General features: G+C 49.5%; 22 protein-coding genes, 2 tRNA genes and 1 other RNA gene. 7 read left to right on the forward strand and 18 right to left on the reverse strand.

The window, feature by feature from the left end:
- Nucleotides 1-116: 116 nt before the first annotated feature.
- From B2X65_RS09995 to B2X65_RS10045, 11 genes are all read right to left on the reverse strand, one after another.
- Nucleotides 117-590, reverse strand: a complete 474-nt coding sequence (locus B2X65_RS09995; protein WP_290612381.1) for a T6SS effector amidase Tae4 family protein — start codon at nt 588-590, stop codon at nt 117-119.
- Nucleotides 591-609: 19 nt separating this feature from the next.
- Complete coding sequence (locus B2X65_RS10000; protein WP_290612382.1) at nt 610-1,017, reverse strand: Rap1a/Tai family immunity protein; 408 nt, start codon at nt 1,015-1,017, stop codon at nt 610-612.
- 148 nt (nt 1,018-1,165) lie between these two features.
- Nucleotides 1,166-1,390 (reverse strand): toxin-antitoxin system HicB family antitoxin, encoded by a 225-nt coding sequence (locus B2X65_RS10005; RefSeq protein ID WP_290612383.1) that lies wholly within the window; start codon nt 1,388-1,390, stop codon nt 1,166-1,168.
- A 178-nt stretch (nt 1,391-1,568) separates the two neighbouring features.
- Nucleotides 1,569-4,460: an aminomethyl-transferring glycine dehydrogenase gene (gene gcvP / locus B2X65_RS10010; RefSeq protein ID WP_290612384.1), complete on the reverse strand. Its 2,892-nt coding sequence runs from the start codon at nt 4,458-4,460 to the stop codon at nt 1,569-1,571.
- A gap of 97 nt (nt 4,461-4,557) precedes the next feature.
- Nucleotides 4,558-4,947, reverse strand: coding sequence for a glycine cleavage system protein GcvH (gene gcvH / locus B2X65_RS10015; protein ID WP_290612385.1), 390 nt, complete (start codon nt 4,945-4,947; stop codon nt 4,558-4,560).
- 67 nt (nt 4,948-5,014) lie between these two features.
- Complete coding sequence (gene gcvT / locus B2X65_RS10020; RefSeq protein ID WP_290612386.1) at nt 5,015-6,094, reverse strand: glycine cleavage system aminomethyltransferase GcvT; 1,080 nt, start codon at nt 6,092-6,094, stop codon at nt 5,015-5,017.
- 361 nt (nt 6,095-6,455) lie between these two features.
- Entirely contained in the window at nt 6,456-7,181 is a 726-nt protein-coding gene (locus tag B2X65_RS10025) for a PEP_CTERM-anchored TLD domain-containing protein (protein WP_290612387.1), read from the reverse strand.
- A gap of 337 nt (nt 7,182-7,518) precedes the next feature.
- Entirely contained in the window at nt 7,519-8,766 is a 1,248-nt protein-coding gene (locus B2X65_RS10030; protein WP_290612388.1) for an FAD-dependent oxidoreductase, read from the reverse strand.
- Entirely contained in the window at nt 8,753-9,988 is a 1,236-nt protein-coding gene (gene ubiH / locus B2X65_RS10035) for a 2-octaprenyl-6-methoxyphenyl hydroxylase (RefSeq protein WP_290612389.1), read from the reverse strand. Before ubiH ends, B2X65_RS10030 begins: the two co-directional genes overlap by 14 nt.
- Nucleotides 9,975-11,306 carry a Xaa-Pro aminopeptidase gene (gene pepP, locus B2X65_RS10040; protein ID WP_290612390.1) on the reverse strand — a complete coding sequence of 444 codons (1,332 nt, stop codon included), beginning with the start codon at nt 11,304-11,306 and terminating at the stop codon, nt 9,975-9,977. The genes ubiH and pepP overlap by 14 nt, the downstream gene beginning before the upstream one ends.
- Before the next feature lie 40 nt (nt 11,307-11,346).
- Nucleotides 11,347-11,928 carry a UPF0149 family protein gene (locus B2X65_RS10045; protein WP_290612391.1) on the reverse strand — a complete coding sequence of 194 codons (582 nt, stop codon included), beginning with the start codon at nt 11,926-11,928 and terminating at the stop codon, nt 11,347-11,349.
- Between the two features lie 175 nt (nt 11,929-12,103).
- Between B2X65_RS10045 and ssrS the strand changes: the two genes are divergently transcribed.
- The 4 genes from ssrS to serA all read left to right on the forward strand — a co-directional run bounded on the left by ssrS (nt 12,104) and on the right by serA (nt 15,256).
- A non-coding RNA gene (ssrS, locus tag B2X65_RS10050) (6S RNA) lies at nt 12,104-12,287 on the forward strand.
- 67 nt (nt 12,288-12,354) lie between these two features.
- Nucleotides 12,355-12,966, forward strand: a complete 612-nt coding sequence (locus B2X65_RS10055) for a 5-formyltetrahydrofolate cyclo-ligase (protein ID WP_290612392.1) — start codon at nt 12,355-12,357, stop codon at nt 12,964-12,966.
- 314 nt (nt 12,967-13,280) lie between these two features.
- Nucleotides 13,281-13,937 carry a ribose-5-phosphate isomerase RpiA gene (rpiA, locus tag B2X65_RS10060; protein ID WP_290612393.1) on the forward strand — a complete coding sequence of 219 codons (657 nt, stop codon included), beginning with the start codon at nt 13,281-13,283 and terminating at the stop codon, nt 13,935-13,937.
- Nucleotides 13,938-14,029: 92 nt separating this feature from the next.
- On the forward strand, nt 14,030-15,256 hold the full coding sequence (serA, locus tag B2X65_RS10065) for a phosphoglycerate dehydrogenase (protein WP_290612394.1): 1,227 nt from the start codon (nt 14,030-14,032) through the stop codon (nt 15,254-15,256).
- Between the two features lie 51 nt (nt 15,257-15,307).
- On the opposite strand, the gene B2X65_RS10070 is transcribed toward serA, so the two are convergent.
- Together B2X65_RS10070 and gltX are read right to left on the reverse strand one after the other, a co-directional pair.
- The gene (locus tag B2X65_RS10070) at nt 15,308-16,177 is read right to left on the reverse strand and encodes a DUF481 domain-containing protein (RefSeq protein WP_290612395.1); all 870 of its coding nucleotides are present in this window, start codon (nt 16,175-16,177) and stop codon (nt 15,308-15,310) included.
- Nucleotides 16,143-17,555 carry a glutamate--tRNA ligase gene (gene gltX, locus B2X65_RS10075; protein ID WP_290612396.1) on the reverse strand — a complete coding sequence of 471 codons (1,413 nt, stop codon included), beginning with the start codon at nt 17,553-17,555 and terminating at the stop codon, nt 16,143-16,145. Before gltX ends, B2X65_RS10070 begins: the two co-directional genes overlap by 35 nt.
- 203 nt (nt 17,556-17,758) lie before the next feature.
- Here gltX and B2X65_RS10080 point away from each other — a divergent pair.
- Nucleotides 17,759-17,834: transfer RNA gene (locus B2X65_RS10080), tRNA-Val, on the forward strand.
- A 36-nt stretch (nt 17,835-17,870) separates the two neighbouring features.
- Nucleotides 17,871-17,946 (forward strand) — tRNA-Val (locus tag B2X65_RS10085).
- A gap of 216 nt (nt 17,947-18,162) precedes the next feature.
- Here B2X65_RS10085 and B2X65_RS10090 read toward each other — a convergent pair.
- On the reverse strand, nt 18,163-18,606 hold the full coding sequence (locus tag B2X65_RS10090) for a CBS domain-containing protein (protein ID WP_290612397.1): 444 nt from the start codon (nt 18,604-18,606) through the stop codon (nt 18,163-18,165).
- Between the two features lie 120 nt (nt 18,607-18,726).
- Entirely contained in the window at nt 18,727-19,398 is a 672-nt protein-coding gene (locus tag B2X65_RS10095; protein ID WP_290612398.1) for a type 1 glutamine amidotransferase domain-containing protein, read from the reverse strand.
- A gap of 229 nt (nt 19,399-19,627) precedes the next feature.
- On the opposite strand from B2X65_RS10095, the gene B2X65_RS10100 reads away from it, so the two are divergent.
- On the forward strand, nt 19,628-21,262 hold the full coding sequence (locus B2X65_RS10100) for a response regulator (protein ID WP_290612399.1): 1,635 nt from the start codon (nt 19,628-19,630) through the stop codon (nt 21,260-21,262).
- Here the strand turns inward: B2X65_RS10100 and B2X65_RS10105 are convergent.
- The 3 genes from B2X65_RS10105 to ligA are packed head-to-tail and all read right to left on the reverse strand — an operon-like array spanning nt 21,259 to nt 24,152.
- The gene (locus tag B2X65_RS10105) at nt 21,259-21,762 is read right to left on the reverse strand and encodes a DUF2919 family protein (protein WP_290612400.1); all 504 of its coding nucleotides are present in this window, start codon (nt 21,760-21,762) and stop codon (nt 21,259-21,261) included. The two genes, B2X65_RS10100 and B2X65_RS10105, sit on opposite strands and share 4 nt — an antisense overlap.
- Nucleotides 21,763-21,783: 21 nt before the next feature.
- Nucleotides 21,784-22,116: a DUF3392 domain-containing protein gene (locus B2X65_RS10110; RefSeq protein ID WP_290612401.1), complete on the reverse strand. Its 333-nt coding sequence runs from the start codon at nt 22,114-22,116 to the stop codon at nt 21,784-21,786.
- A gap of 2 nt (nt 22,117-22,118) precedes the next feature.
- Nucleotides 22,119-24,152 carry an NAD-dependent DNA ligase LigA gene (gene ligA / locus B2X65_RS10115; protein ID WP_290612402.1) on the reverse strand — a complete coding sequence of 678 codons (2,034 nt, stop codon included), beginning with the start codon at nt 24,150-24,152 and terminating at the stop codon, nt 22,119-22,121.
- Nucleotides 24,153-24,176 lie beyond the last annotated feature (24 nt).

Here is a 24,176-nt window from a genome sequence, read left to right on the forward strand (position 1 = left end):
TGTGGGGATACCTCAGGGTCAGATCAAGATTAAAATCTGCCCCCTTTAAATCGGGGGGCAAAGGGAATGATATTGTTGATATTCCAGGTTAATTTCTCACGAAAGATAAGCAAACCCTAGTTAAGCTGCCAGAAACGTACTTCATCTGCGGTAAAGTAACAACTGCGGCTGCAGGTTAGGTAATCGTTTGAGGGGTGCAACAAGTCGATATGGCCGCCTGCATAGCTTGGAATACGCATAAACGACACTATGCCTTTTTTGCCGTACAGCGACTGCGGGCCAGCGGCGCTGCTGCTGTTAAATGGGAATACTTCAGGTTCGCCAAGCTGGCGAACTAACCAGTCTGATAAGCGGTTCTGCCCTGGCTCAATCCACTTGCCTTTAAGATCGCCCTTTTTAATCTGTACCCGGCCAGCAACGGTTTTACCGGCCTCCAGCAAGGCCAGGCTCATTCTCACTGCGCAGGTATTTGCCCATTCAGGCTTGCCGATCAGATCGTCCCAGCCCAGTAACTGATAAAGTTCGGTAGTTTCAAAAGCGTTGTATTTTTCGTATGCATCGGCAACAGCCTGATATTTAATAACTGACATGGTGTTTCCCTACTCAATGTTATTTACACGGAAATAAAACTTTTAATTTGCTGGCCAGCTGCACTGCGGAGTTAGCATTGGCAGCGACTTTCTGCTGCTGCAAATCACGTTGCAGTTCTGCCAACAGTTGTTGGTTAACTTCATGTGGCGGTAAGCCCGATGCGGCGACACACCAGCTTTGGCCTTCGCCACTGTCGATAACCCCAGCCAGATACATCGCCAATTGATCATTAGCAATACCCTTGGTCGCTTGCGCTGAAAATGACGGCGGTAATGGCGTAACCGGCTGGCCGTTGCTTAAAGCTTGCAAACGATCCAGCGGCACTCTGGCATTGTCTTTGGCATTGCCCTGACCGGTACCAAAGGCTGTACAGCTAATAAGCGCACCAAGCAGTGACACACTAAGAACAACTAATCGGATTTGCATACTTACGCCCTGACAGACAAACTTGATAAGAAATACTGCCTTAACACAGCCAAAATTAAAACCTTTATTTTACATATTTAACAATTAACCATAAAAAAACCCGGCACGCTGGCCGGGGTTTGATTGTTACTGCAAAGCCGGAAACTACTTAGTCAGCCAGCTCCAATTTTTCTAATTCATCAAGCAATGCAAGTCCGTGAGTTGCGTTAGCCCGCGCTGCACGTACTTCAAATCTGACCTGCGCGTCATATTCTGTCAGTGCAATAGTAGAGAGTTCCTCAATAAGCTTGTTAACACTGATATTGCGGCTTTGCGCCAGGGCTTTAAGCCTGCTGGCTTTATCGTCCGGCATTCTGATAGTTAGCTTTTTCATAACGGGCTCTTCACGGGCAACCACATCAGCCAATGTATGCTTATTTGAAACGTTAGAACAGCTTAGCCTTAAAGAATACGCACTGCAATTGCCAATTTAAGCGATAAAAAACCCGGCACACTGGCCGGGGTTTTAGTTTTGAGTATCAGCTTAAAGCCAATATTTTTATGCTACTTGCTTACCGATACGCCTCAGGGCTTGGACATGAACACATTAAATTCCGATCGCCATATACGTCATCAATGCGGGTAACGGTTGGCCAGAACTTGTTCTCGGCGACAAAGGCTACCGGGAAGGCACCGTAGGTGCGCTCGTAGGCGCGATCCCATGCCGGGTCGAGAATGTCAGCCATGGTGTGAGGGGCGTAGGCCAGTGGGTTGTTATCCACTGTCCACTCGCCTGCTTCTACCTTGGCAATTTCGCTGCGGATACTGGTCATCGCTTCGATAAACTTATCCAGCTCGGCTTTGCTTTCTGATTCGGTTGGTTCAATCATCAAGGTGCCGGCGACCGGGAAGCTCATGGTCGGCGAATGGTAGCCGTAATCCATTAAGCGCTTGGCAATATCCATCTCCGTAATACCGCTGGCTTCTTTTAACGGGCGAATGTCGATAATACATTCGTGCGCTACCCGGCCATTGCTACCCCGGTACAATACCGGGAAGTGCGGGTTCAGTTTATTAGCCATATAGTTGGCATTTAAAATGGCAAACTCGGTGGCTTGTTTTAAGCCTTCGGCGCCCATCATAGCAATATACATCCAGCTGATGGGTAATATGCCGGCGCTGCCAAATGGCGCGGCCGCTACTGCACCATTGCTATCGCCGGTACCGTCGATTTTTATCAACGGGTGGTTAGGTAAAAACGGCGCTAAATGACTTTTCACGCCAATAGGACCCATGCCCGGGCCGCCACCACCGTGTGGAATACAGAAAGTTTTGTGCAGGTTTAAGTGCGATACGTCAGAACCAATAAAGCCTGGTGAGGTTAAGCCCACCTGGGCGTTCATATTGGCGCCGTCCATATACACCTGTCCACCGTATGAGTGAACGATGTCGCACAGCTCCTGAATAGTCTCTTCAAACACACCATGGGTAGACGGGTAAGTGACCATAATGGCCGCTAAGCGATCGCCGACTTCAGCGGCTTTGGCTTTTAAATCGGCCATGTCAATATTGCCCGACTTGTCGCAGTCAACCAGTACCACATCGTAGCTGGTCATTGCTGCCGTTGCCGGGTTAGTGCCGTGCGCCGATACCGGAATTAAACAAATATTACGATGCCCTTCACCGCGGCTTTCATGGTATTTGCGAATGGCGATCATGCCGGCGTATTCGCCCTGCGCACCTGAGTTTGGCTGCATAGAGATATTGTCATAACCGGTGATGTTTACCAGCCAGTCGCCAAGCTCAGTGATCATTTCATAGTAGCCATCGACCTGATCGCGCGGTACGAATGGGTGCAATGAACCAAACTCCGGCCAGGTGATCGGGATCATTTCGGCCGTGGCGTTTAACTTCATGGTGCAAGAACCCAGCGAAATCATCGAATGGTTCAGGGCTAAATCTTTGTTTTCCAGCTTTTTAATATAACGCAGCATCTCAGTTTCACTGTGATACTGGTTAAATACCGGATGGCTTAACAGCGGGTTAGTCCGCGCTAATTCAGCCGGAATAGATGCCGAGCCATTGCTAACGATATCGCTATCAAGTTTATCAACATCCAGCCCGTGATCCGCACCCAGCACGATATCAAATAATTGTGCAATATCGGCAGCCTGCGTCGCTTCGCTGAAACTAACCGCTAAGCTGTCAGTCACGTCGGTACGCAGGTTAACACCAGCGTCTAACGCGCGTTTTATCACGCCAGCACGGTCGGTAACTTTAAAGGTAATGGTGTCGAACCAGTGGCTGTTTACTAACTCAACGCCTTTGGCTTTGATGCCGGCAGCAAAAATATCGGCACTGCGGTGAATACGCTCTGCAATATCTTTTAAGCCTTGTGGGCCATGGTATACCGCATAAAAAGAAGCGATATTGGCCAGTAATACCTGGGCAGTACAAATGTTCGAGTTCGCTTTTTCACGGCGGATATGCTGCTCGCGGGTTTGCATGGCCATGCGTAGCGCCTGGTTGCCACGACGGTCTTTCGACACGCCGATGATCCGGCCCGGCATAGAACGCTTGTAAGCATCGCGGGTGGCAAAGAATGCGGCATGCGGGCCGCCGTAGGCCATTGGTACTCCGAAGCGCTGCATCGAGCCCAGCACCACATCGGCACCCAGCTCGCCTGGCGATTTTAACAGCATTAATGCCATCGGATCTGACGCTACCGCGACGACCGCTTTTTTCGCCTGCAACGCTGCAATTAAAGCGCTGTCGTTACGGATATCGCCGTTAGTGGCTGGGTACTGAATTAACGCACCGAACACATCATGGTTTGCCGCATCGCTGGCTTTACCCACCACAATATCAAAGCCGAACATTTCAGCACGGGTTTTTACCACGTCGATAGTTTGCGGGTGCACGTCGTCACTAATAAAATACAGGTTCGCTTTACTTTTGCTTACCCGCTTGGCCAGTGCCATGGCTTCAGCAGCGGCGGTGGCTTCATCCAGCAATGAGGCACTGGCCAGCTCCATACCGGTTAAATCCAGCGACATTTGCTGGAAGTTTAACAGCGCTTCTAACCGGCCCTGGGCAATTTCTGGCTGGTATGGCGTGTAAGCCGTGTACCAACCCGGGTTTTCCAGCACATTACGCAAAATAACATTCGGGGTTAACGTGGGGTGATAACCCATACCAATGTATGACTTATACATTTTGTTCTTCGCTGCCACCGCCTTTAAATGGGTTAGTGCATCATTTTCAGTGCGGCTGCTGCCGGTAGCCAGTGGCTTGGGTAAGCGGATACTGGCAGGCACGGTTTGGGCAATCAGCGTTTCCATGCTGTCAACGCCAAGCTCGGCCAGCATCGCAGCGGTTTCCGCCTCGTCCGGGCCAATGTGGCGCTGAATAAATTCGTCGTGGTTCGCAAGTTGCGACAGGGTTTTCACAGCGGTATGGGTCATGCTTTGAATGTCCTAATATTGTTACAGCGTTCAGAACAGCTGTTAGTAAGATAAAGCCCCGGTAAGTACGGGGCTTTATGCTATAGCGATCTGTTTATTAAGCTTCGTCGATGCTGCTTTTGTAGCCGGCCGCGTCTAATAAGGCGTCCAGTTCGCTTTCATCGCTTACTTTAATTTTAAACATCCAGCCGTCGTTATACGGGCTGGCGTTAACCTGCTCTGGTGAGTCGGCCAGCGCGTCGTTAATTTCAACCACTTCGCCGGATAATGGCGCGTAAATGTCAGAAGCCGCTTTTACAGACTCGGCTACCGCACAGTCATCGCCCTGGGTTACGCTGTCACCCACTTCTGGCAGCTCAACAAATACCATGTCACCCAGCAGCTCCTGCGCGTGCTCGGTAATGCCTACGGTGTAAATGCCATCACCGTCGTTGCGCACCCATTCGTGGCTGCTTGCGTATTTTAATTCTGTAGGGATAGAGCTCATTGTAAATTCCTTAGCTGTCTTAACACGTATATTTTAATGATCAACCTGGGTTGCCACGTTTGTTATTTTAGATGACTTTTTTACCCATGCGCACAAAAGCCGGCTTAACCACTTTAACACTAACCAGTTTGCCGCGAATATCCACTTCAGCATTATCTGCCGTGTTGGCTGGAACGCGGGCCATGGCAATACTGTAACCTAAGGTTGGGGAAAAGGTGCCCGAGGTAATAACCCCTTCGCCGCCTTCAACCACAACCCGCTGGCCATGGCGCAGTACACCTTTTTGCTCCATTACCAGGCCAACCAGTTTGTCGGTACCTGCAGCTTTTTGTGCAGTAAGCGCCGCGCGGCCAATAAAATCGCGTTCTTCCGGTGCCCAGGCAATGGTCCAGCCCATATTCGCTGCCAGCGGTGATACGGTTTCATCCATATCCTGGCCATATAAATTCATGCCGGCTTCCAGACGCAGCGTATCACGTGCGCCCAAACCTGCCGGAGCAACACCAGCGTCCAGCAGCTTTTGCCAGAACTCAGCGGCCTGCTCCTCTGGCATAGCAATTTCATAGCCGTCTTCACCGGTATAACCGGTGGTAGCAATAAATAACTCACCGGCTTGCTTGCCAAAAAACGGCTTCATGCCCGTAACAGCGGCTTGCTGCTCTGGGGTTAATAAGGTCGCCACTTTGGCTTTTGCGTTCGGGCCCTGCACGGCAATCATGGCAAATTCCGGACGCTCGGTTACCGTTACCTCAAACGCTTTGGCTTTAGCATTAATATGCGCCAGATCTTTTTCACGGGTGGCCGAGTTAACCACTAAACGGAAAAACGCGTCTTCGATAAAATACACGATTAAATCGTCGATGACCCCGCCCTGCTCATTCAGCATACCGGTATACAGCGCTTTACCGGGTACGGTCAGTTTGGCAACGTCATTGGCCAGTAAATAGCGCAGGAACTCGCGGGTGCGGCTACCAGTCAGGTCAACAATGGTCATGTGTGATACGTCAAACATACCGGCATCGCGACGAACGCTATGGTGCTCTTCAATTTGTGAGCCGTAATTAATTGGCATATCCCAGCCAAAAAAATCGACCATTTTGGCACCAGCAGCAAGGTGACTGGCATGTAACGCAGTTTTTTGAGCCATTATTTTTTTCCTACTTATTGTGAGGGCCACAAGCGGTAAAACTAACAATAGCAATAAGCCTTATTTTTCAGGCTATTACATAAAAATACTAAGCTTGAGACTAAAAAATACCGGTCGATTATACCGCATACGCCCCGCAGCAAACAGCCCAATTTGGATTACTTTTTGTAATGCGGCAGATACTGTTACAAGTTAAACTAAGGCAAAACCGCAGTCTCATGCAAAACGCACAACTGCCTAACAAATATTTTCAGCTGCTGCGAAAATTTAATTCCAGAGTGGAGTGATAGTTTTAACGCCTGCTAACTCAGACATAAAAACCCCGGCAAAAGCCGGGGCAATTTTAAGCTCAAAGAGACTTTTATTTAGTTATCTTTTTTCTCGAAAAGCCCGCACCAAGTAGACCAAGTCCCAGAATTGCCAAAGTTGAGGGCACGGGAATATTCACCGCTGAAATTGACGACGGTGCAAAAGTGTAAGATTCTAACCCATTAATAATTATATTTTGAAAGCCAGATACTCCTGATCCCAGAAGGTGTTGACTTCCTCCGTAACTATAGCCGTTATTATATGAATTACTGGCATTAATATAGCCTGCATTACCCAACACGTAACTACCACCAAAAAGATCGTGACCTCCGCCAAAAGTTGCAAAATAAACATTAGAATCATATTGGTCGTACTGACCACTCCATACCATAGCTTGAGTATTATGGATAACGCCAAGTGAAATATTAAAAATAAAATTATTGGCAGTCGTGGTCTGATTATATGAATAACTGTTACCGTCGTGGCCAATTGAAGAGAAACCTCCAATCAGATAATTGTTCCCTTGGAAAATAACATCGTAAATAGAAATAACATTGGTATAACCAAATACGTCAGCATGCCATACAGAAGTAGAAGCCCCCCTTGAAAGATTTGAAATATTTGTAAAGTCCAAACTCCCAAGACCTAAACGTTCTTCCAAAAAGTTTGCTCCTGATCCATCGAGTAACTCACCTCCATTTATAACACTTGCATGCAATGTGTTTGACATAAATAGAACTAAAGCAGTACCCAATGATATTAAAAACTTTACAGCCATACAGATTAACCTTATTTAGTTTATGATTATTATAAATCGAGGCCGCAAAGCAATTTTCACACCATTATAATTTATCATTTAAATTCAACAGCTTTAGCAAGTGACACTCTCAACACCTGACAAGACTGTAAAAAATACTGACGCTATGGTAATGCGAAAAACCTGCTGATTTTTTTAGAATGATCGAGTTGGCAAAAAATATAATAAAATAAAATGTAAAGATAAGAAGTCGAAGCATGCTAATAATCACTACTCAAATCAAGCTAATTTCACTCCATAAAAATACAAATAATTTTGAAAAGTAATGAATGTTTAAACTGTTTCAGTTTTAAATTTTCTAAACGTCAGCACCAGCAACTGGCTGTTGGGCCAGCTGTGGTAAATCGCCTTTCAGGCCAAGCGCATGCGCCATTAATTGCTGTTTTAGCAGCGGCAGCCGATCTACTGCCACCAGCCCCAGGCCACGTATCAGTTTTGCTAATGGCGCTTTGGCCGTAAAGCCGCGCTTAAACGCTTCCATGGTGATGATCATGCTTTGTGCTTCCGCTTTACGCCAGCGTTCAAACCGGCGCAACATGGTTGTGGCGGCAAGATCCTCTCCCGCCGCTTGCTGCTCGCCAATCAGCTGTGCCAGCGCAGCGACATCCATCAGGCCCAAATTCATGCCCTGGCCTGCTAACGGATGAATACTGTGCGCGGCATCGGCTACTAATACCACCCGGCCGCGCTGCCAGCTGCTGGCATAACGCATGGTTAAACCAAAGGCCTGGCGCTCGCTTTGTAATGTTAGCGGCCCCAGCACTGAATGACTGGCGGCGCACAATGCCTGATTAAAGGCTGTATTATCCAGCGCCATTAAGCGTCTGGCCTCGTCTGTTTCTGCGCTCCAGACAATTGAACACATGTCCGGTTCAGGCAGCGGCAACAGCGCCAGCGGGCCAGTGGCTAAAAACACCTGCCGGGCGGTCAGCTGATGGGCCTCAGCACAACGGATTTTGGCGACAATAGCGGTGTGCTGATAATCCCAATGGGTTAAAGGCAGTTGCATATGTTGGCGCACGAAAGAGTTAACGCCGTCAGCGCCAACTAATAACTGGCTTAAAATAAGCTCGTTGTTATCAAGTTGCAGCATCACGTCACGCTCGCCCTGCTTTAACTGGCTAATGCCGACTTCAAAATAGCACTGCACATTACTGTGTTGCTGCAATTGCTGATACAACAAGGATCGGATCTGCTCGTTGTCACAAATATAACCCAGCGCCTCAACTTGCTGCTGCGCTGCGGCAAAACTAATTTTTGCAAAGCTGTCAGCTTCCCATACCTGCATGTCAGTGTAGGCGGCCGCGCCACTTAACAACCCGGGCCAGACGCCAAGCTCAGTGAACAGCGCACGCGACGCCATATTAAGCGCACTGACCCGCTGATATTCAGGTTGCGCGCCAGTGGCGCTGGTGCCAGGCGCAGCATCGGCTGGCACAGGGCCTTTTTCTACCAGCACCACCCGCAGCTGCTGGCGGGCCAGCAATAACGCCAGGGTAAGGCCGGCGCTGCCGCCACCGACGATGGTGATATCAGTATTTTGCATAAGATTGCCCCTGGCCCATGGCCTGCATTGCAAGCGGCCGTTTTAACGGATCACACAGCAGCATGGCTGCCAGACCGGCATTACGCGCCAGCGCCACCAGCCGTGAGTTATTAGAAAAGCCCCGGACGAGTGCATCGGTAAACCAGACTACCCGTTTAATGTCCTGCTCGCGTAGCTGCTGGTATTGGCGCAGCACCCGGTAAGCACCGGGATCAGCGGCTGCCGGATCCGCGCCTGCATCGCTGCTATCTGCCAGTGCCAGCATTAACGCCTGAATATCGCGAATCGCCAGATTAAACCCCTGGCCTGCTATCGGGTGTAAATTATGTAAACTGTTGCCAAGCAGCGCACTGCGATGGCGCACAATGTCATCGGGCCGACGCAAGGTCAGCGGGTACTGCGCTCTGGCGCCGGTGCTTTTAAATATGCCGGCCCGGTAGCCAAAGGCCTGTTGAATAGCCGCGGTAAAAGCAGCGTCATCCAGTGCCAGTAAATCAGTTGCGGCATTGCGATCGACTGTCCACACCAGCGAATAGCGCTGGCCAGTTAGTGGCAACAGCGCAATAGGTCCATGCTCAGTGAAGCGTTCAAACGCGGTATGCTGATGGCTTTGCGCCAGGGCCAGGTTGGCAATAATTGCGGTTTGCTGGTAATCATCACTGCTAACACTAAAGCCCGCCAGCTGTCGGGTTTGCGATAAGCCGCCTTCGGCAATCACTAATAATTTCGCGCTAAGCGCTGCACCACTGTTAAGTTGGATCTGCTGACTGTCCGGGGTCGGGCTAACCGAGCTGATAACATCGGGCTGAAAAAAGGTAATGTTGCTTTGCTGCGCCAGCTTTTGATCCAGTAAATTACCCAGGTGCTCTACTTCCAGTACCTGGCCCAGCGCCGCTTGCTGATACTCGGTCGCCGATAAGCGGGTTTTGCCAAAATGGCCACGGTCTGACACCCAAATATGCTCAAGTGGACACGCATTAGCCGCCAGATCCGGCCAAAGCCCCCAGCGCTGCAGCAATGTTATGCTACCGGCTGCCAGGGCAATACTACGACTGTCAAAACTGGCGGGTATACTATTCTGCGCTTTAGCCTGGCGTTCAATAATGGCAATACGCCAGTCTGGCCAGGCCTGACTCAGGCACCAGGCCAGTAAACTGCCGGCCATGCCACCACCGGCAATCACCAGATCAAATACGCTATTGCTGCTATTAGTCTCTGGCATTGCCCGTCGCCATTAATTGCTCAATCGCATCAATTTCTTTGGGCACTGCCGTAGTTAAATTTTCATGGCCATCGGCGGTTAGCAGCAGGTTATCTTCAATACGCACGGCTAAATCCCACCACCGGCGCTCAGTAGGACTACCGGCCGGAATATAAAGCCCTGGCTCAATGGTTAATACCATGCCCGGCACAAAGGGCTGCTCGCTGCCGTTCTGTGACGCGTTGTTAACTTTATAGGCGCCAACATCGTGCACATCCAGCCCCAGCCAATGGCCAATACCGTGAATAAAATATTGCTTGCAGGCTTTATCAGCAATCAACTGGCTAAGTTCGCCCTGTAAAATACCCAGCCCCAGCAGCCCTTCGGTTAACACATGCTCGGCAGCGGCGGTAACAGCAGCAAAATCGCTGCCTGGCTTTACCGCATTGCACGCGGCGTACTGGGCATCTAACACCAGTTGATACAGCGCCGCCTGCTCGTCACTGAATTTGCCGCTAACCGGAAAGGTGCGGCTGATATCAGCGGCATAGCCATATAATTCACAGCCAGCATCAATTAATACTAAATCGCCGGCTGCCAACAGACTGCTATTTTCGGTGTAATGCAAAATGCAGCCATTATTACCGCTGCCGACAATACTGTTATAGGCCGGATAGCGGGCACCGTTAAGGGCAAAATGATGCAGAATTTCTGCTTCGAGTTGATACTCAAACCGGCCAGGGCGGCAATACTGCATGGCCCGGATGTGTGCCTGGGCACTTATCTCGCCGGCTTGGCGCATAATGGCTATTTCACTATCATCTTTTACCAGCCGCTGTGCGCCGCTAAGCGGCGCTAAATCTATCAGCTGCAAAGGCGCGCGCTCACCACGTTTTTCCCGTTGCTTGAGGTCTTGCATCTGCACGGTAATTTGCGCCAGCAAGTCCGTCTGTTCGGTCAGGTTAAGGTAGACAGCGCTACTTCCGTCAAGCGACTGCTTTAATATAGTACTTTGTTCACTAAGCGCTGTGGCCTGCAATTGCAGGGCTTCGCTGGCAGCCTGAGGACCAAGCCTGCGTCCATGCCATACTTCCTGCGCAGGATCCTTTTCACGGCACAGCAGCTGTGCTGCAGGTAAATTGGCACGATTGGATAAAATTAGCAGCGCATCGGGTTCATTAAAGCCGCTGTAATACCAGAAGTCACTGTGCTGGCGAAATGGATACCCGGTATCCCGGCTGCGGCTTTGCTCCGTGGCCGCACTGATTAATACCACCGAATCTGGCTGTAACGTCGCAATTAGCTGCGCCCGGCGCTGCACAAATACAGAATTGTTCATTACCATCCTTCAAAAGACAGGTTAACCATATAACCGCTAGTTAATGCAACGTTTTGCCATGGGGTGCCTGCGGGCTGTATTTAAGACCAACTTCATTAAAGCAGCACAGCACCATGATCCGCACATGTTCCAGTACTAAGTAATAAGCTTCTTCGTTCTCATCTTTACTGCCATCAGTTACGGTATGAATATCAACCCGGGTCACTTCTGTCAGCTGATCCAGGGCTTCGCGCACGTCCTCTGACACCAGCGATAAATCGGTTTGCTGCACCGCAAAACCCACTAAAAAGGCCTGCGACCATTCTACCAATGCCTCTAATCGCTCAAACAGTGCATCGTCGTCACTGGGCAATAACACATTAAACGAGAAATCATTCTGGCTGAGGCTGTCGGCGGTGGCATCGACTAATTGCTGCACCTGTTTTTCCAGTGCTGATGGCAACGCCTGACCGTCATTCAGAAAATCGTACAGCACCGGTAGCAAGGCTTTTGCGTCAGCCTTTACCCCAGCGCACAACATGCCAGCAATTAAGCCATGCAGCTCCGCTGCCGAGGCGATAACATGAGCGTGCTCCAGCTCACTACTCCAGCGGTCATAAGTTTGAATCAGGGGGTTGCTCATAGCGTAGTCTTCACAAGGTAATCTTCACAAGTTTATCCGCTAATATCCTATCACTGCTGCAGGCCAACTGCCAGTAGGCTGCGCCAGCAAACCCTATTGCCGGATATCTGAGCAAGCTGATAGCAATTGTCAGTTTGCCCCTTATAAGCGCACCGCACAGCTGCTATACTAGTTGCGTTCTCTGGGTTGTTTGTAATGTTATTGACGTCCCTGAGCCGATAATTGTTTTATCCAGGAATTCTTCTGCGTTACTTTTGTGCAGGCCCGGCTTGTACCGGGAAGCCTACGGTAACCATGAGTCTTCCGCCTTGAACCATGGGTTCAAGGGCTTAAGTAACAAACGGCAACCTGGAGAACCCTTAATACTTCTGTTTTAAGCTGTGCTTTAACGACAGCCAAGGTGTTAACCACTGCAAAGGTATTCTGATGTCACAACCGCAGCACCCTGCTTCGCTTTCGCAATCCCGTTCAGCTATTCGTCAGCACGTCCGTCAGTTGCGCCAGCAATTACCCACAGCTACTCATGTTAAGGCCGCCACTGAACTGGCAGAACGCGTTACCAACACCGCTGATTTAATGTCGAAACAGCATTTTGCGCTTTATCTGGCCAATGATGCCGAGCTTAATACTGAACCGCTTATTCAGGCATTGTGGCACGCGGGTAAAGATGTCTACCTGCCGGTACTACACCCATTTTGCCCGGGCTACCTGTTATTTCTGCATTACGGCAAGACAACCGAACTGCAACCCAACAGGTTTGGGATACCCGAGCCACAGCTTAATTGCGCTAACATTATGCCCGTTGCGGCGCTGGATATTATTTTCACCCCGCTGGTGGCGTTTGATGTCAGCGGCAACCGGCTGGGCATGGGGGGCGGTTTTTATGACCGGACCTTATCGCAACTACCCGCTGACAGCTATTGTCAGATTATTGGCCTGGCGCATAATTGTCAGCAGGTAGATAACCTACCAACGGCTAGCTGGGATATTCCGCTGCAGCAGCTTATAACGCCTGCTAAATACTTTGATTTTCGCTGACATTTAGATCAAAAGCAGGCCAGAAACGCGATCTGGTCGTCACAGAGTGTCTGAGCCCTGCCGCAGGCATCATGGCGACAAATTCGTCAGGAACGAATTTGAACCGCTTTAGCGGGCTCGCGAAGGGCAGGAAGCCCGGAGTAGTTGCTGTGACGAGCCAGAGCGGGTATTGTGGCCTGCGATATGAATATCTCACCATCTCTTAAACTGTTTTGCACCTTTTTCGGCATTTGCCCTTTTTCTGCCTCCGCTTTCGATATAATATCCATCTGTACGGCTAAACGCGAAAACACCCTGACTTAAAAGAGACTGTTATGACCCAAGATGAAATGAAACGCGATGCTGCCTGGGCAGCCCTGGAATTTGTCAGCGAAGACAGTATTGTCGGGGTAGGTACCGGCTCTACCGTTAATCATTTTATCGACGCCCTGGCCACCATTAAACATACTTTGCGCGGTGCAGTGTCAAGCTCTGAACAATCTACGGCTAAGTTAAAGCAACTCGGTATTGAGGTGCTGGATCTGAATGAGATCAGTGAGTTGAGTGTCTATATTGACGGCGCTGATGAAATAAACGATCAGAAACAAATGATTAAAGGCGGCGGTGCAGCCCTAACCCGCGAAAAAATTGTGGCAGCTGTAGCAAAAACCTTCGTTTGTATTGTCGACAGCACTAAACAGGTTAACGTGCTGGGTAAGTTCCCGCTACCCATTGAAGTGATCCCAATGGCCAGCAGCTATGTTAGCCGCGAATTGCAAAAACTGGGCGCAACACCGGTATTGCGCCAGGGCGTGGTTACCGACAATGGCAATCTGATTATTGATGCCCATGACTTGCAGATAGCTGATGCGCTGGCGCTGGAGCAGCAGCTGAATAATATCGTTGGCGTTGTTACCAATGGCCTGTTTGCCAGACGCCCGGCTGACATTGTGCTGGTAGGCAGCAGCAATGGCACCAGCATACTAAAGTAAGCGAATGGCGATGCATCGACTGCGCCGTTGCATCGCCATCGCTCACGAACCTGCAGCCCCTTTTATTAAAAAATTAGAGTATCGAGAAAGAAATGGAAAAATATTCGCTGGCTAAAGACAAAATAAAAATACTGCTATTGGAAGGGTTGCACCAGAGTGCGGTGAAAACCTTTACCGATCAGGGCTACACTAATATTGAATATCTTAAGACCTCGTTGCCGGAAGATCAGCTTATCGAGCGGATCAGCGAAGCACACTTTGTTGGTATTCGCTCCCGTACCCAGCTAACTGAGCGGGTACTGGATGCCGCCAATAAGTTAATGGCCATTGGCTGCTTTTGTATCGGCACCAACCAGGTTGATTTAGATGCCGCGTTAAAGCGCGCGATCCCGGTATTTAATGCGCCGTTTTCCAACACCCGCTCGGTCGCCGAATTAGTGCTGGGCCAGATCATTATGTTGCTCAGGGGCATTCCCCAGCGTAATGCCGCGGCTCACCGCGGTGAATGGCTGAAAACGGCTGATAACTCCTATGAAGCCCGTGGCAAAACCCTGGGTATTATTGGTTATGGCCATATCGGTACACAACTGAGCATTATGGCCGAACATATCGGCATGCGGGTGCAATTTTATGATATTGAAAGCAAACTGGTACTCGGCAACGCCAATCAGGTTGATTTAACCACCCTGCTGGCTACCTCTGATGTCATAAGCCTGCATGTACCGGAAACCCCACAAACCAAAAATATGATTGGCCAGGTTGAACTGGCGCAAATGAAACAAGGCGCTATTTTAATTAATGCTTCGCGCGGTACCGTGGTCGATATCGACGCGTTAACCGCCAGTTTGCAAAGCAAAAAGCTGGCGGGTGCGGCCATCGATGTCTTTCCGACAGAGCCTAAAGGCAATGACGAAGAGTTTATTTCACCGCTGCGCGCTTTTGATAATGTGCTGTTGACGCCGCATATTGGCGGCTCTACCCAGGAAGCGCAGGAAAACATTGGTTATGAAGTGGCCGGTAAGATGGTTAAATACAGCGATAACGGCTCAACCCTGTCGGCGGTGAATTTCCCGGAAGTTTCTCTGCCTGAACATAAAGGTCGCTCACGCCTGCTGCATATTCATAAAAACCAGCCAGGGATGATGACCAAAATTAACGAGACTTTTGCCAAGCACAACATCAATATTTCTGGCCAGTACTTACAAACAGTACAGGATATTGGTTACGTGGTCATTGATGTCGATTCAGAAGATCATGAATTGGCATTAAACGAGCTAAAGGCCATACCGGGTACGTTAAGGGCGCGTGTACTGCACTAGATAGTACTAGTAAAAAAGGCTGTCCGCTTTCCGGGCAGCCTTTTTTTATCGCTAAAACGTATAAACCAGAGAGGCTGCGGTTTCGGTGTCCATGGTTTCTAAATTACCTTCAGGGCGCGAGTTGTGCCGGGCGGTAAAACTAAAGCGCATCGATAATTTGTCAAACAACTGCGACGTGAGGCTGCTACGACTGAGAAAGGTCGAGTTGGCACCATCCAGTGACACTGAGCCTTCGAAGCTTTGTTTAAAGCTGCTCCCTTTGTAGATCTTTTGCTCCATATTAAACGCCAGAAACCAGATTAGACCGGTGTTGGTTCTGCCGCTGGCGCTGCGCTGATGGGCAAAGCCCGGCCCTGTTTCCAAATCGATATAATTGGCCTGCATTTCGTACACCCGGTTGGCATAACCTATTGCCAGTGAGCTTTGTACTCTAAAAGCACCAAACATATCGTATAAATAGGCACCACGGCCAAACACAGACTGACGGCCAATTAAAAACTTGTAGTTGCTCTGGCCGGTAATGCCATAGCGCTTGGCAGTCGTGACATCGTCATTTTTTTCCGTGAGTGCATTAAACACTTTACTGCGCTGGATCCGGCCGTACAGCTGATATTTGTTCCGAAAGTATTCCATTTCATGGGATAACTCGCTGTTTATCCGGATAGAGTGCGCTTCGGTATTGCCGGTATTGATGAGCAATCCAAGCTCGATGTCGCCCCCAATAGTGCCGAGAAACTCCAACGGCAACTCAAAAGTGGGCAGATCGCCAATTGCAACACCATCACCATCTGAGTCGCTATCAGCATCATCATTGGCCAACACGGGTAGCATTGCCGATAGCAACACCAGCAACAGCATTAACACTCTAAACTGGTTTAGCACTTTATTAGCTTGCCTCTGCCCTTTTACTGATAAACTCAAGCGCCATCGTTATCCGGGCTAGCGTACGCTCCCTGCCAATAAGCAACAAGGTTTGGTCCAGTGCCGGCGAATTACCACCTCCGGTTACTGCCACCCGCATCGGCATGCCTACTTTACCCATGCCAACACCCAGCTGCTCTGCTGCGGCGTTAATAGCATGATGAATAGCGTCTAACTGCCATTCCCCTAACGCGGTCAGCTTCTCTTTCACTAACGCCAGAGGTTCAGCCGCTACCGGTCTTAAATGTTTTTTAGCGGCATTTTCTTCAAACTCGCTAAAGTCTTCATAAAAATAACGGCTGACTTCTACCAGCTCGACCAGGGTTTTTACCCGCTCCGCCTGAACGCTTATCACATCTTCAATGGCTGGGCCGGTGCGGGTGTCAAGCTGCTGATGGGCTAAATGCCATTGCAGTTCACTCGCCACTCTGGCCGGCGGCAAGGTTTTCATATAGTGCTGATTTAACCACAGCAACTTTTCGGTATTAAACGCAGATGGCGCCCGGTTACAATCGGCTAAATCGAATAGCTCTATCAGCTCGTCTTTACTGAATATTTCCTGATCGCCATGAGACCAGCCTAACCGCACCAAATAATTAATTAACGCCTCAGGTAAAAAGCCGTTATCGCGATACTGCATCACACCTACCGCGCCATGGCGCTTTGACAAGCGCTTTCCATCATCACCCAGGATCATCGGCACGTGCGCATACTTAGGGATCTCTGCGCCCAGGGCTGCCAAAATATTCATTTGTCGCGGCGTGTTGTTTACATGATCATCACCGCGGATAACATGGGTAATGCCCATTTTCCAGTCATCCACTACCACAGTAAGGTTATAGGTTGGGGTACCATCGCTGCGGGCAATAATTAAATCGTCCAGTTCGCTGTTCGCAATTTCAATCCGGCCCTTGATCATGTCGTCAATGACTACCACACCCTGCTGGGGGTTTTTAAAACGTATCACAAAAGGTTTATCTGCCGGATGATCGGTACGGTCGCGCCACATGCCATTGTATTTCGGTTTTTCGCCTGCCGCCATTTGCGCTTCACGCATTGCATCAACTTCTTCTACCGTGCAAAAACACTTGTAGGCTTTGCCTTCTGCCAGCAGTTGCGCAACCACTTCTTTGTATAAATCGAAACGCTGGGTTTGATAATACGGGCCGTCGTCATGTGCTAACCCCAGCCATTGCATGCCCTCCAGAATGGCATCCACTGAAGCCTGATTTGACCGCTCTAAGTCAGTATCTTCAATTCGCAGAATAAAGGTACCGCCGCGCTTTTTGGCATATAACCAACTGTATAACGCGGTACGGGCGCCACCAACATGCAAATAACCGGTAGGGCTTGGTGCAAAACGGGTAACTAACGACATAATTAATCCAATATAGGCGAAAACTGAGTTGACGCTATTGTAACAATGCTCGGCTAAGGATGCACCACCCACGCGCCGGCATTAACCTGCCAATTCACCGCAAAAAACCCGGATGTTTACTTTTGCAGCAATCGGCCCGCTTTTTAAAAAATAATGTTGACACTAAATTCATGCTCCCTATAATGAGCGCCATCAAACAGCGTGGATTGTTAGCTCAGCTGGGAGAGCACCGCCCTTACAAGGCGGGGGTCACTGGTTCGAACCCAGTACAATCCACCAATTTGATGTTCCAAATTACAAAAGTATATCTCCCGTGGATTGTTAGCTCAGCTGGGAGAGCACCGCCCTTACAAGGCGGGGGTCACTGGTTCGAACCCAGTACAATCCACCACTTCCTTATCTGATATCATAAAAAAGCACCGCCCCCTCTTTACCAAGACACGGTTGCCACTAGCCCAAACCCAGTACAATCCACCAATTCCTTATTTGATATCATAAAAAAGCACCGCCCCTCTTTACCAAGACACGGTTGCCACTAGCCCAAACCCAGTACAATCCACCACTTCCTTATCTGATATCATAAAAAAGCACCGCTCCCCAATAAAAATTATTTTTTTTGCGCTGATTCTTGTTGTTTTTTCTGTTGGGCGAGGACAATCCGACGCATAATATCTTTCCATGACACTATGCCAATTAGCCGTTTTTGGGCGTCGATAACCAGCAGACAACTGATATTGCGTTCCACCAGAATACTGGCCGCCTGTAAAATACCGGTATCTTGCGACACACTAATGACCGGTGACGACATGATTTGGCCAACCTTACGCTTTTGCAGGTAAAGCTCAATAGTGCTCTCAGAGGCCGTATTCATCAGCGCACTTACCGCTTTAAAATAATCTTTTACCGAAACGATACCTATGGGCTGCTGCAGACTGTTTACTACCGGTACATGCTGAAATTTGGCATCAACTAATAACGCACGTAAGCTGGCCAGACTGGCATCTTCGGTAGTGACCTGCACCTTTCTGCTCATAATTGACGCTAATGGCATAAGTTACACCTGATTATTTTTCAACGATAATGACACTCTAGCGTAAGTCTATCTAAATAACCTATAAAAAAACGCCCTGTAAAAGGACGTTTTTATCAGCAAAACCCTGTTATTTGCTAACTATTTTAATCGCTTTACCAACGCTGCGGCGACGCCATGGGCACTTCCGGGGTTTTGGCCGGTAATAACCCGGTTATCTTCAATAACCAACTCAGCCCATGGCTGACCTTTTCGATACTGCTTTGCCGCCCGGGCTAAAGACTCCTCCAGCAAAAACGGGATTTTATCGATCGTCTCATAGTCCACTTCTTCTTCACGGGTAAAGCCGGTTACAACAGTGTTAGCCAGTAACTTTTCACCGTTACTCAGGGTAATGGGCAATAACCCAGCCGGGCCATGGCATACTGCCGCCAGCACACCGCCGCTCTCGTAATGTCTGGCGCTTAATTTTGCTACTGTTTCATTGTTGGCCAGGTCTGACAGCAAGCCAAAGCCACCCGGATAAAAAATAGCATCGTAGTCATCAATGTTTAATTTTGCCGCCTCAAGCGTATTGTTAAGCCGGTGCTGCAACTCTTCATTAGCCAGGATCCGGCTGTTTACCTCATCGTCGGCGATATCCGTGCCATAAAGTGGTGCCTTACCGCCTTTGATCGAAGCCAGATCGTAATGAACGTCAGCCTTTAGCAATACATCCAGAGCATGCGTTAGTTCAGGAGAAAAGGTGCCGTTTGCTTCATCTGTGTCACCGAGCGTGGCATGGTTAGTTAAAAATATCAGTACTTTTTTCATTATTCCTCCTTTAAGCCGGGCAATGACCATTAGCAGCTTATATGGGGCCCGGGTTTCTATTAAGGCTTAGTTATAACCCTGTAAGTTAACATTGGACCACTGAGCTGTAAGTTCAAGGGTAGTCATAAATACCAATGCTTTTGTGCACTTTCATTGATCTGCTGTTGCCGTAGCCAAAACTTGCTATAGTAAGCCAACAGGTTTACTGCCGGCTGGAACCCTTAACTGTATGAACACTGCGCCGCGTCGTGATGAACGTATTCTGGTGATAGATGACCAAAGTTTAGCTCAGGGCTTTTTCCGCTTTGCGTTAGAGCAACTGGGTTATCAGAATATTTTTCTGGCCGAACGGGCCAACGTCGCATTAAACCTGTGCCGCGACAATCAGTTCGATTTAATTATTTGTGCCCACAATCAGCAACAGGGTAAAGATGGTTTCCAGCTGTATGAGGAAATTAAAGCTAAAGGCCTGCAAAATCTAAGTTGTGCGGTAATTTTTATCAGTGCTGAAACCGATCCGTCGCTGGTACACAGCGTTATTGAACTGCAACCTGATGAATTTATGGCTAAACCTTTTGTAATTAAAGATTTGCAGCTGCGAGTTGAACGGGTATTGCGGCGTAAACAGCTGTTGCGTGACGTCTATCAGGCACTCGATGCTAAAGACGATCCGAGGGCACTGGCAGCCATTGATGCACAGCTGGCCGACGCCCGCCAACATAAGTTATTCCCGCTATTGTTACGCTTAAAAGGCGATGTCTTATTACGCCAGGGCGATTACAGAGTAACAGAGAAATTTTTCAGTGCCATGCTCAATATTCAGCCCTTTAGCTGGGCCCGGATGGGGTTAGTGCGTTGTCATTTAGCCCAGGGCAAGGAGCAACAAGCATTTACTGAACTGGAGACCTTGCTGGAGCGTTCAGAAAGCCGGTTATTTGCGCTGGATTTATTAGCTGAACTGGAGTTTAAACAGCAGCATTATCAGCAAGCACAACAACACGTGCTGGAAGCGGCAGAACTGGCACCGCGTAATATGTTTCGCCAACAGAAATTATTGCAGTTATCGCGCATCAACCACGACTATGAAAACCAGTACCGGGCTGCCCGCGATATGGTGAAATATGCCCGCTACTCCATGTATGAGCAACCCGATTTATACTTAACCCTGGCCCGCGCCAGTATTGATTACGCCCTGAGTGTGGACGATGAAGAGCACAGCAGTCGGCTAAACCGCCAGGCCGCCGTGTCGCTCAGCACAGTGCAGCGTCAGTATGCCAATGGCAGCCATGCTGCGCTGGAAAGCCAGCAACAGGTGTTACAAGCCAGATTATTGTATTTACAGGATCACAAAGACAAAGCTCAGGCCATGCTCAGCGCACTGGAACCGCTGCAAGAAATATCCTCAGTGGAGGGCGCGTTAGATCGGGCTAAAGCGTTGCACGAAGTAGGACTGAGTCAGGCATCGGCTGAGTTATTTCGCCAAATTAGCAACCATTGCCAGCGGCAACTGGCCGACCCGCTTTTTAACAGCTATTTACAACAGGAGCAGCAAGAACGGCAGGCCATGCGCCTTGGCCCGCGTGAGCTGAATAATAATGCGGTCACCCTTTACAAACAGGGCAACTGGCAGGAGGCCTTCGACGCCTTTACCCTGGCGTTCAAAGTGATGCCAAAAAATGCCGGTATCGCGCTGAATTTATGGCAAACCCTGTTAACCAGCCCGCGTTCATTGTGCGCGCCCTCACTTAAACAACGCTTGCTGGATCAATGCCAGTTATTAATCGAAAACAGTACCCTAAAACCTGAACAGCAACAGCGGTATCAGCAACTAAAACTAAAACATGTCACGCACCATGCTTATTAACGGCTACTCGCCGTCGTATCGTTATCCGGCTTTACCTGCTCAGGCCATTCTTTGAAAATCATCGGCAGGGTTTTACTGCATGCTAACCATAGCATCGCCACCAGCAACAGGCAGGGTGCAATTAATCGCCAGGGCGCATCAAGAATAACGTTGGCATCCAGCGCGCTGATACTGTGGGCAAAATCAGCCAGCGTTACCAGCCATAAAAACCACAGCCCCGGGCGCCATAAATAATACCAGAAGCGGTGACCTTTCACTCGACGCTGACTAAGTGCCGCGACCAACAGCAATAAGGGCAGCGCGATAAGACAGGCCACTAAAAAGTCATGTTGGCGCGGGTAAAATTGGCCCAGCAAACTATGCTCAGAGCGCATCATGCTAAGCTCTGCCACCCAGCTGATATAAGGTCGCAGCAACAGTAGCAGCAGGCCATAAAAGCGCATGGGAATTTGCAGTAAACCGTTATTGTCCAGCAATGGCCAGTAGTGCTGAGCGCTCATATAATTGCTATCGCAGCCATGTTACACCTGGCGCTTGCGCTGGGCGAACACGCCAAGAGCAATAAAAATTGCCAGGCAAACCCAGGGCAACTCTATGTTGGTTAGGCGTACCAGCCAGCCTGCAACTACCGGGGTTAACCAGATAGTAATAGCACCGTAACCAAAGGCGCACACCAGAATAAAAATACTGGTGCGCCAGATAAAGTGCAAATTGCTGATCTGGCGGCGAATAAAACGATTGATATCATCGCCAAATACCACCAGACAGGTGGCTACCATCGCCAGTGCAATATCACGTATATAAGGTCGGAAAAATAAGCCCCAGTCTGTCAGCAACTGATACAACAACGCCATGCCTAGGCCACTCCATTACTGCTAAAAAGTTCTAACATCTGCTGCTCAGTCCATACCGGCACATTCAGATCGTTTGCCTTTACCAATTTAGACCCGGCATTGTCACCGGCAATCACCGCATAGGTTTTTGCTGACACGGAGCCTGACACCTTAGCACCCAATTGCTGCAAGCGGGCTTTGGCATCATCCCGTCCCATTGCACTGAGTGTGCCGGTTAGCACAATGGTGCAACCGGCCAGCGGTTGCGCTGACGCCTGCTGTACACTAATGTCCGGCCAGGTTATCCCGACTCGCTGCAGGTCGGCGATAACCTGCTGGTTATGCGGCTCAGCAAAAAAACTTTGCAGGTGCTCTGCGACCACAGTACCGACATCACTGACCGCCAGCAGCTGCTCTGCTGTGGCATCCATAATAGCTTGCAGACTACCAAAATGTTGAGCCAGATTCAGCGCAGTAGCTTCCCCCACCTCACGAATACCCAGCGCATAAATAAAACGAGGCAAACTGGTTTCTCCAGACGCTTTAATCGCATTAAGCAGCTTTAACGCCGACTTCTCTGCCATCCGCTCCAGACCAATCAGCGCAGGCATATCCAGGGTGTAGATATCAGCCGGGGTTTTCACCAGCTGCTGGTCTACCAGTTGCTCGACCAGCTTATCGCCCAGACCATCAATATCCATGGCTTTACGGCTGACAAAATGTTTAATTGACTCTTTTAACTGGGCCGGACAAAACAAGCCGCCACTGCAGCGCACTACCGCCTCGCCACTTACCCGCTCTGCTGCGGAATGACACACCGGGCAACGGGTCGGAAAAATAATATCGCGCGCCTGCGCTGGCCGGCGGTCCAGTATTACCGCGACAATCTGTGGAATAACATCACCCGCCCGGCGCACCGTCACCGTGTCACCTATTTTAATCCCCAGCCGGTTAATTTCGTCCTGATTGTGCAAAGTAGCATTACTGACCGTCACCCCGCCTACCACCACCGGGGCTAAGCGCGCTACCGGGGTAATGGCGCCGGTGCGGCCCACCTGAAACTCAACATCGAGCAAGGTAGTCAGTTGCTCCTGTGCCGGAAATTTAAAAGCAATAGCCCAGCGCGGCGCCCGGGCGACAAAGCCCAGTGCCTGTTGCTGAGCCAAACTATCCACCTTGATAACAACACCATCAATTTCAAAACCAAGCGTATCCCGTTGCTGCAGAATATCCTGGCAATAGTCAATAACGGCATTTATGCCGGTAACCTTTTTCAGCAGCGGACTGACTGCCAACCCCATACCTTGCAGTTGTAACAGTCTGGCGTAGTGACTTTGCTGATCAAGCTTTGCGTGCTCGTCATCGACATCACCAACAGAATAGGCACTAAAAGAGAGCGGTCTGGAGGATGCAACTTTAGCGTCAAGCTGCCTTAAGCTGCCCGAAGCGGCGTTGCGCGGATTAGCAAATAACTTCTCACCACTGCTGCCTGAGCGATCGTTCATTTGCGCAAACTGGCTAAGGGGAATGTACGCTTCGCCCCGAACCTCGAGCATGGCTGGCTGGTCAGATCCCAAAAGTTTTAATGGGATAGATTTAATCGTCCGGGCATTATGGGTCACATCTTCACCGGTAAAACCATCACCTCTGGTTACCGCTCTTGCTAAAACGCCATGCTGATAATGTAAACTCAGTGCCACGCCATCCAGCTTTGGCTCACAACAAAATACAATGTCATTTTCAACGTCCAGGCTATCCGATATACGCTTGTTAAACTGAACAAGTTCGTCGTCCGTCTTGGCTTTTTCAAGCGACAACATCGGTAAAGCATGCTCATACTGGCTGAATTTATCCAGTGGTGTAGCGCCCACCCGCTGGGTCGGCGAATGCGGCTGAACAAAGTCAGGAAATGCCGTTTCCAGTGCAACCAGCTCATCGAACAACTCGTCAAATACCGCATCAGGAACAATGGTCTGGTTTAAGTTGTAATACGCATGAGAGTATTGCTGTAACTGGTCAGTCAGTTCACGCATTCTGGCTTTTTTGGAATCACTCATTTTCTTTCACTACCGAATGAAAAA

The organism is Arsukibacterium sp. UBA3155, assembly GCA_002364615.1.
In the GTDB taxonomy this organism is placed as follows: Bacteria; Pseudomonadota; Gammaproteobacteria; order Enterobacterales; family Alteromonadaceae; genus Alishewanella.

Coding starts and splice junctions, on each gene's coding strand:
- rpiA (WP_290612393.1), top strand. CDS start 13,281: ATGACCCAAGATGAAATGAAACGCGATGCTGCCTGGGCAGCCCTGGAA.
- B2X65_RS10095 (WP_290612398.1), bottom strand. CDS start 19,398: ATGAAAAAAGTACTGATATTTTTAACTAACCATGCCACGCTCGGTGAC.
- gltX (WP_290612396.1), bottom strand. CDS start 17,555: ATGTCGTTAGTTACCCGTTTTGCACCAAGCCCTACCGGTTATTTGCAT.
- ligA (WP_290612402.1), bottom strand. CDS start 24,152: ATGAGTGATTCCAAAAAAGCCAGAATGCGTGAACTGACTGACCAGTTA.
- B2X65_RS10000 (WP_290612382.1), bottom strand. CDS start 1,017: ATGCAAATCCGATTAGTTGTTCTTAGTGTGTCACTGCTTGGTGCGCTT.
- pepP (WP_290612390.1), bottom strand. CDS start 11,306: ATGAACAATTCTGTATTTGTGCAGCGCCGGGCGCAGCTAATTGCGACG.
- gcvP (WP_290612384.1), bottom strand. CDS start 4,460: ATGACCCATACCGCTGTGAAAACCCTGTCGCAACTTGCGAACCACGAC.
- serA (WP_290612394.1), top strand. CDS start 14,030: ATGGAAAAATATTCGCTGGCTAAAGACAAAATAAAAATACTGCTATTG.
- B2X65_RS10025 (WP_290612387.1), bottom strand. CDS start 7,181: ATGGCTGTAAAGTTTTTAATATCATTGGGTACTGCTTTAGTTCTATTT.
- B2X65_RS10100 (WP_290612399.1), top strand. CDS start 19,628: ATGAACACTGCGCCGCGTCGTGATGAACGTATTCTGGTGATAGATGAC.
- B2X65_RS10005 (WP_290612383.1), bottom strand. CDS start 1,390: ATGAAAAAGCTAACTATCAGAATGCCGGACGATAAAGCCAGCAGGCTT.
- B2X65_RS10090 (WP_290612397.1), bottom strand. CDS start 18,606: ATGCCATTAGCGTCAATTATGAGCAGAAAGGTGCAGGTCACTACCGAA.
- ubiH (WP_290612389.1), bottom strand. CDS start 9,988: ATGCCAGAGACTAATAGCAGCAATAGCGTATTTGATCTGGTGATTGCC.
- B2X65_RS10110 (WP_290612401.1), bottom strand. CDS start 22,116: ATGGCGTTGTTGTATCAGTTGCTGACAGACTGGGGCTTATTTTTCCGA.
- gcvT (WP_290612386.1), bottom strand. CDS start 6,094: ATGGCTCAAAAAACTGCGTTACATGCCAGTCACCTTGCTGCTGGTGCC.
- B2X65_RS09995 (WP_290612381.1), bottom strand. CDS start 590: ATGTCAGTTATTAAATATCAGGCTGTTGCCGATGCATACGAAAAATAC.
- B2X65_RS10030 (WP_290612388.1), bottom strand. CDS start 8,766: ATGCAAAATACTGATATCACCATCGTCGGTGGCGGCAGCGCCGGCCTT.
- B2X65_RS10055 (WP_290612392.1), top strand. CDS start 12,355: ATGTCACAACCGCAGCACCCTGCTTCGCTTTCGCAATCCCGTTCAGCT.
- B2X65_RS10105 (WP_290612400.1), bottom strand. CDS start 21,762: ATGAGCGCTCAGCACTACTGGCCATTGCTGGACAATAACGGTTTACTG.
- gcvH (WP_290612385.1), bottom strand. CDS start 4,947: ATGAGCTCTATCCCTACAGAATTAAAATACGCAAGCAGCCACGAATGG.
- B2X65_RS10045 (WP_290612391.1), bottom strand. CDS start 11,928: ATGAGCAACCCCCTGATTCAAACTTATGACCGCTGGAGTAGTGAGCTG.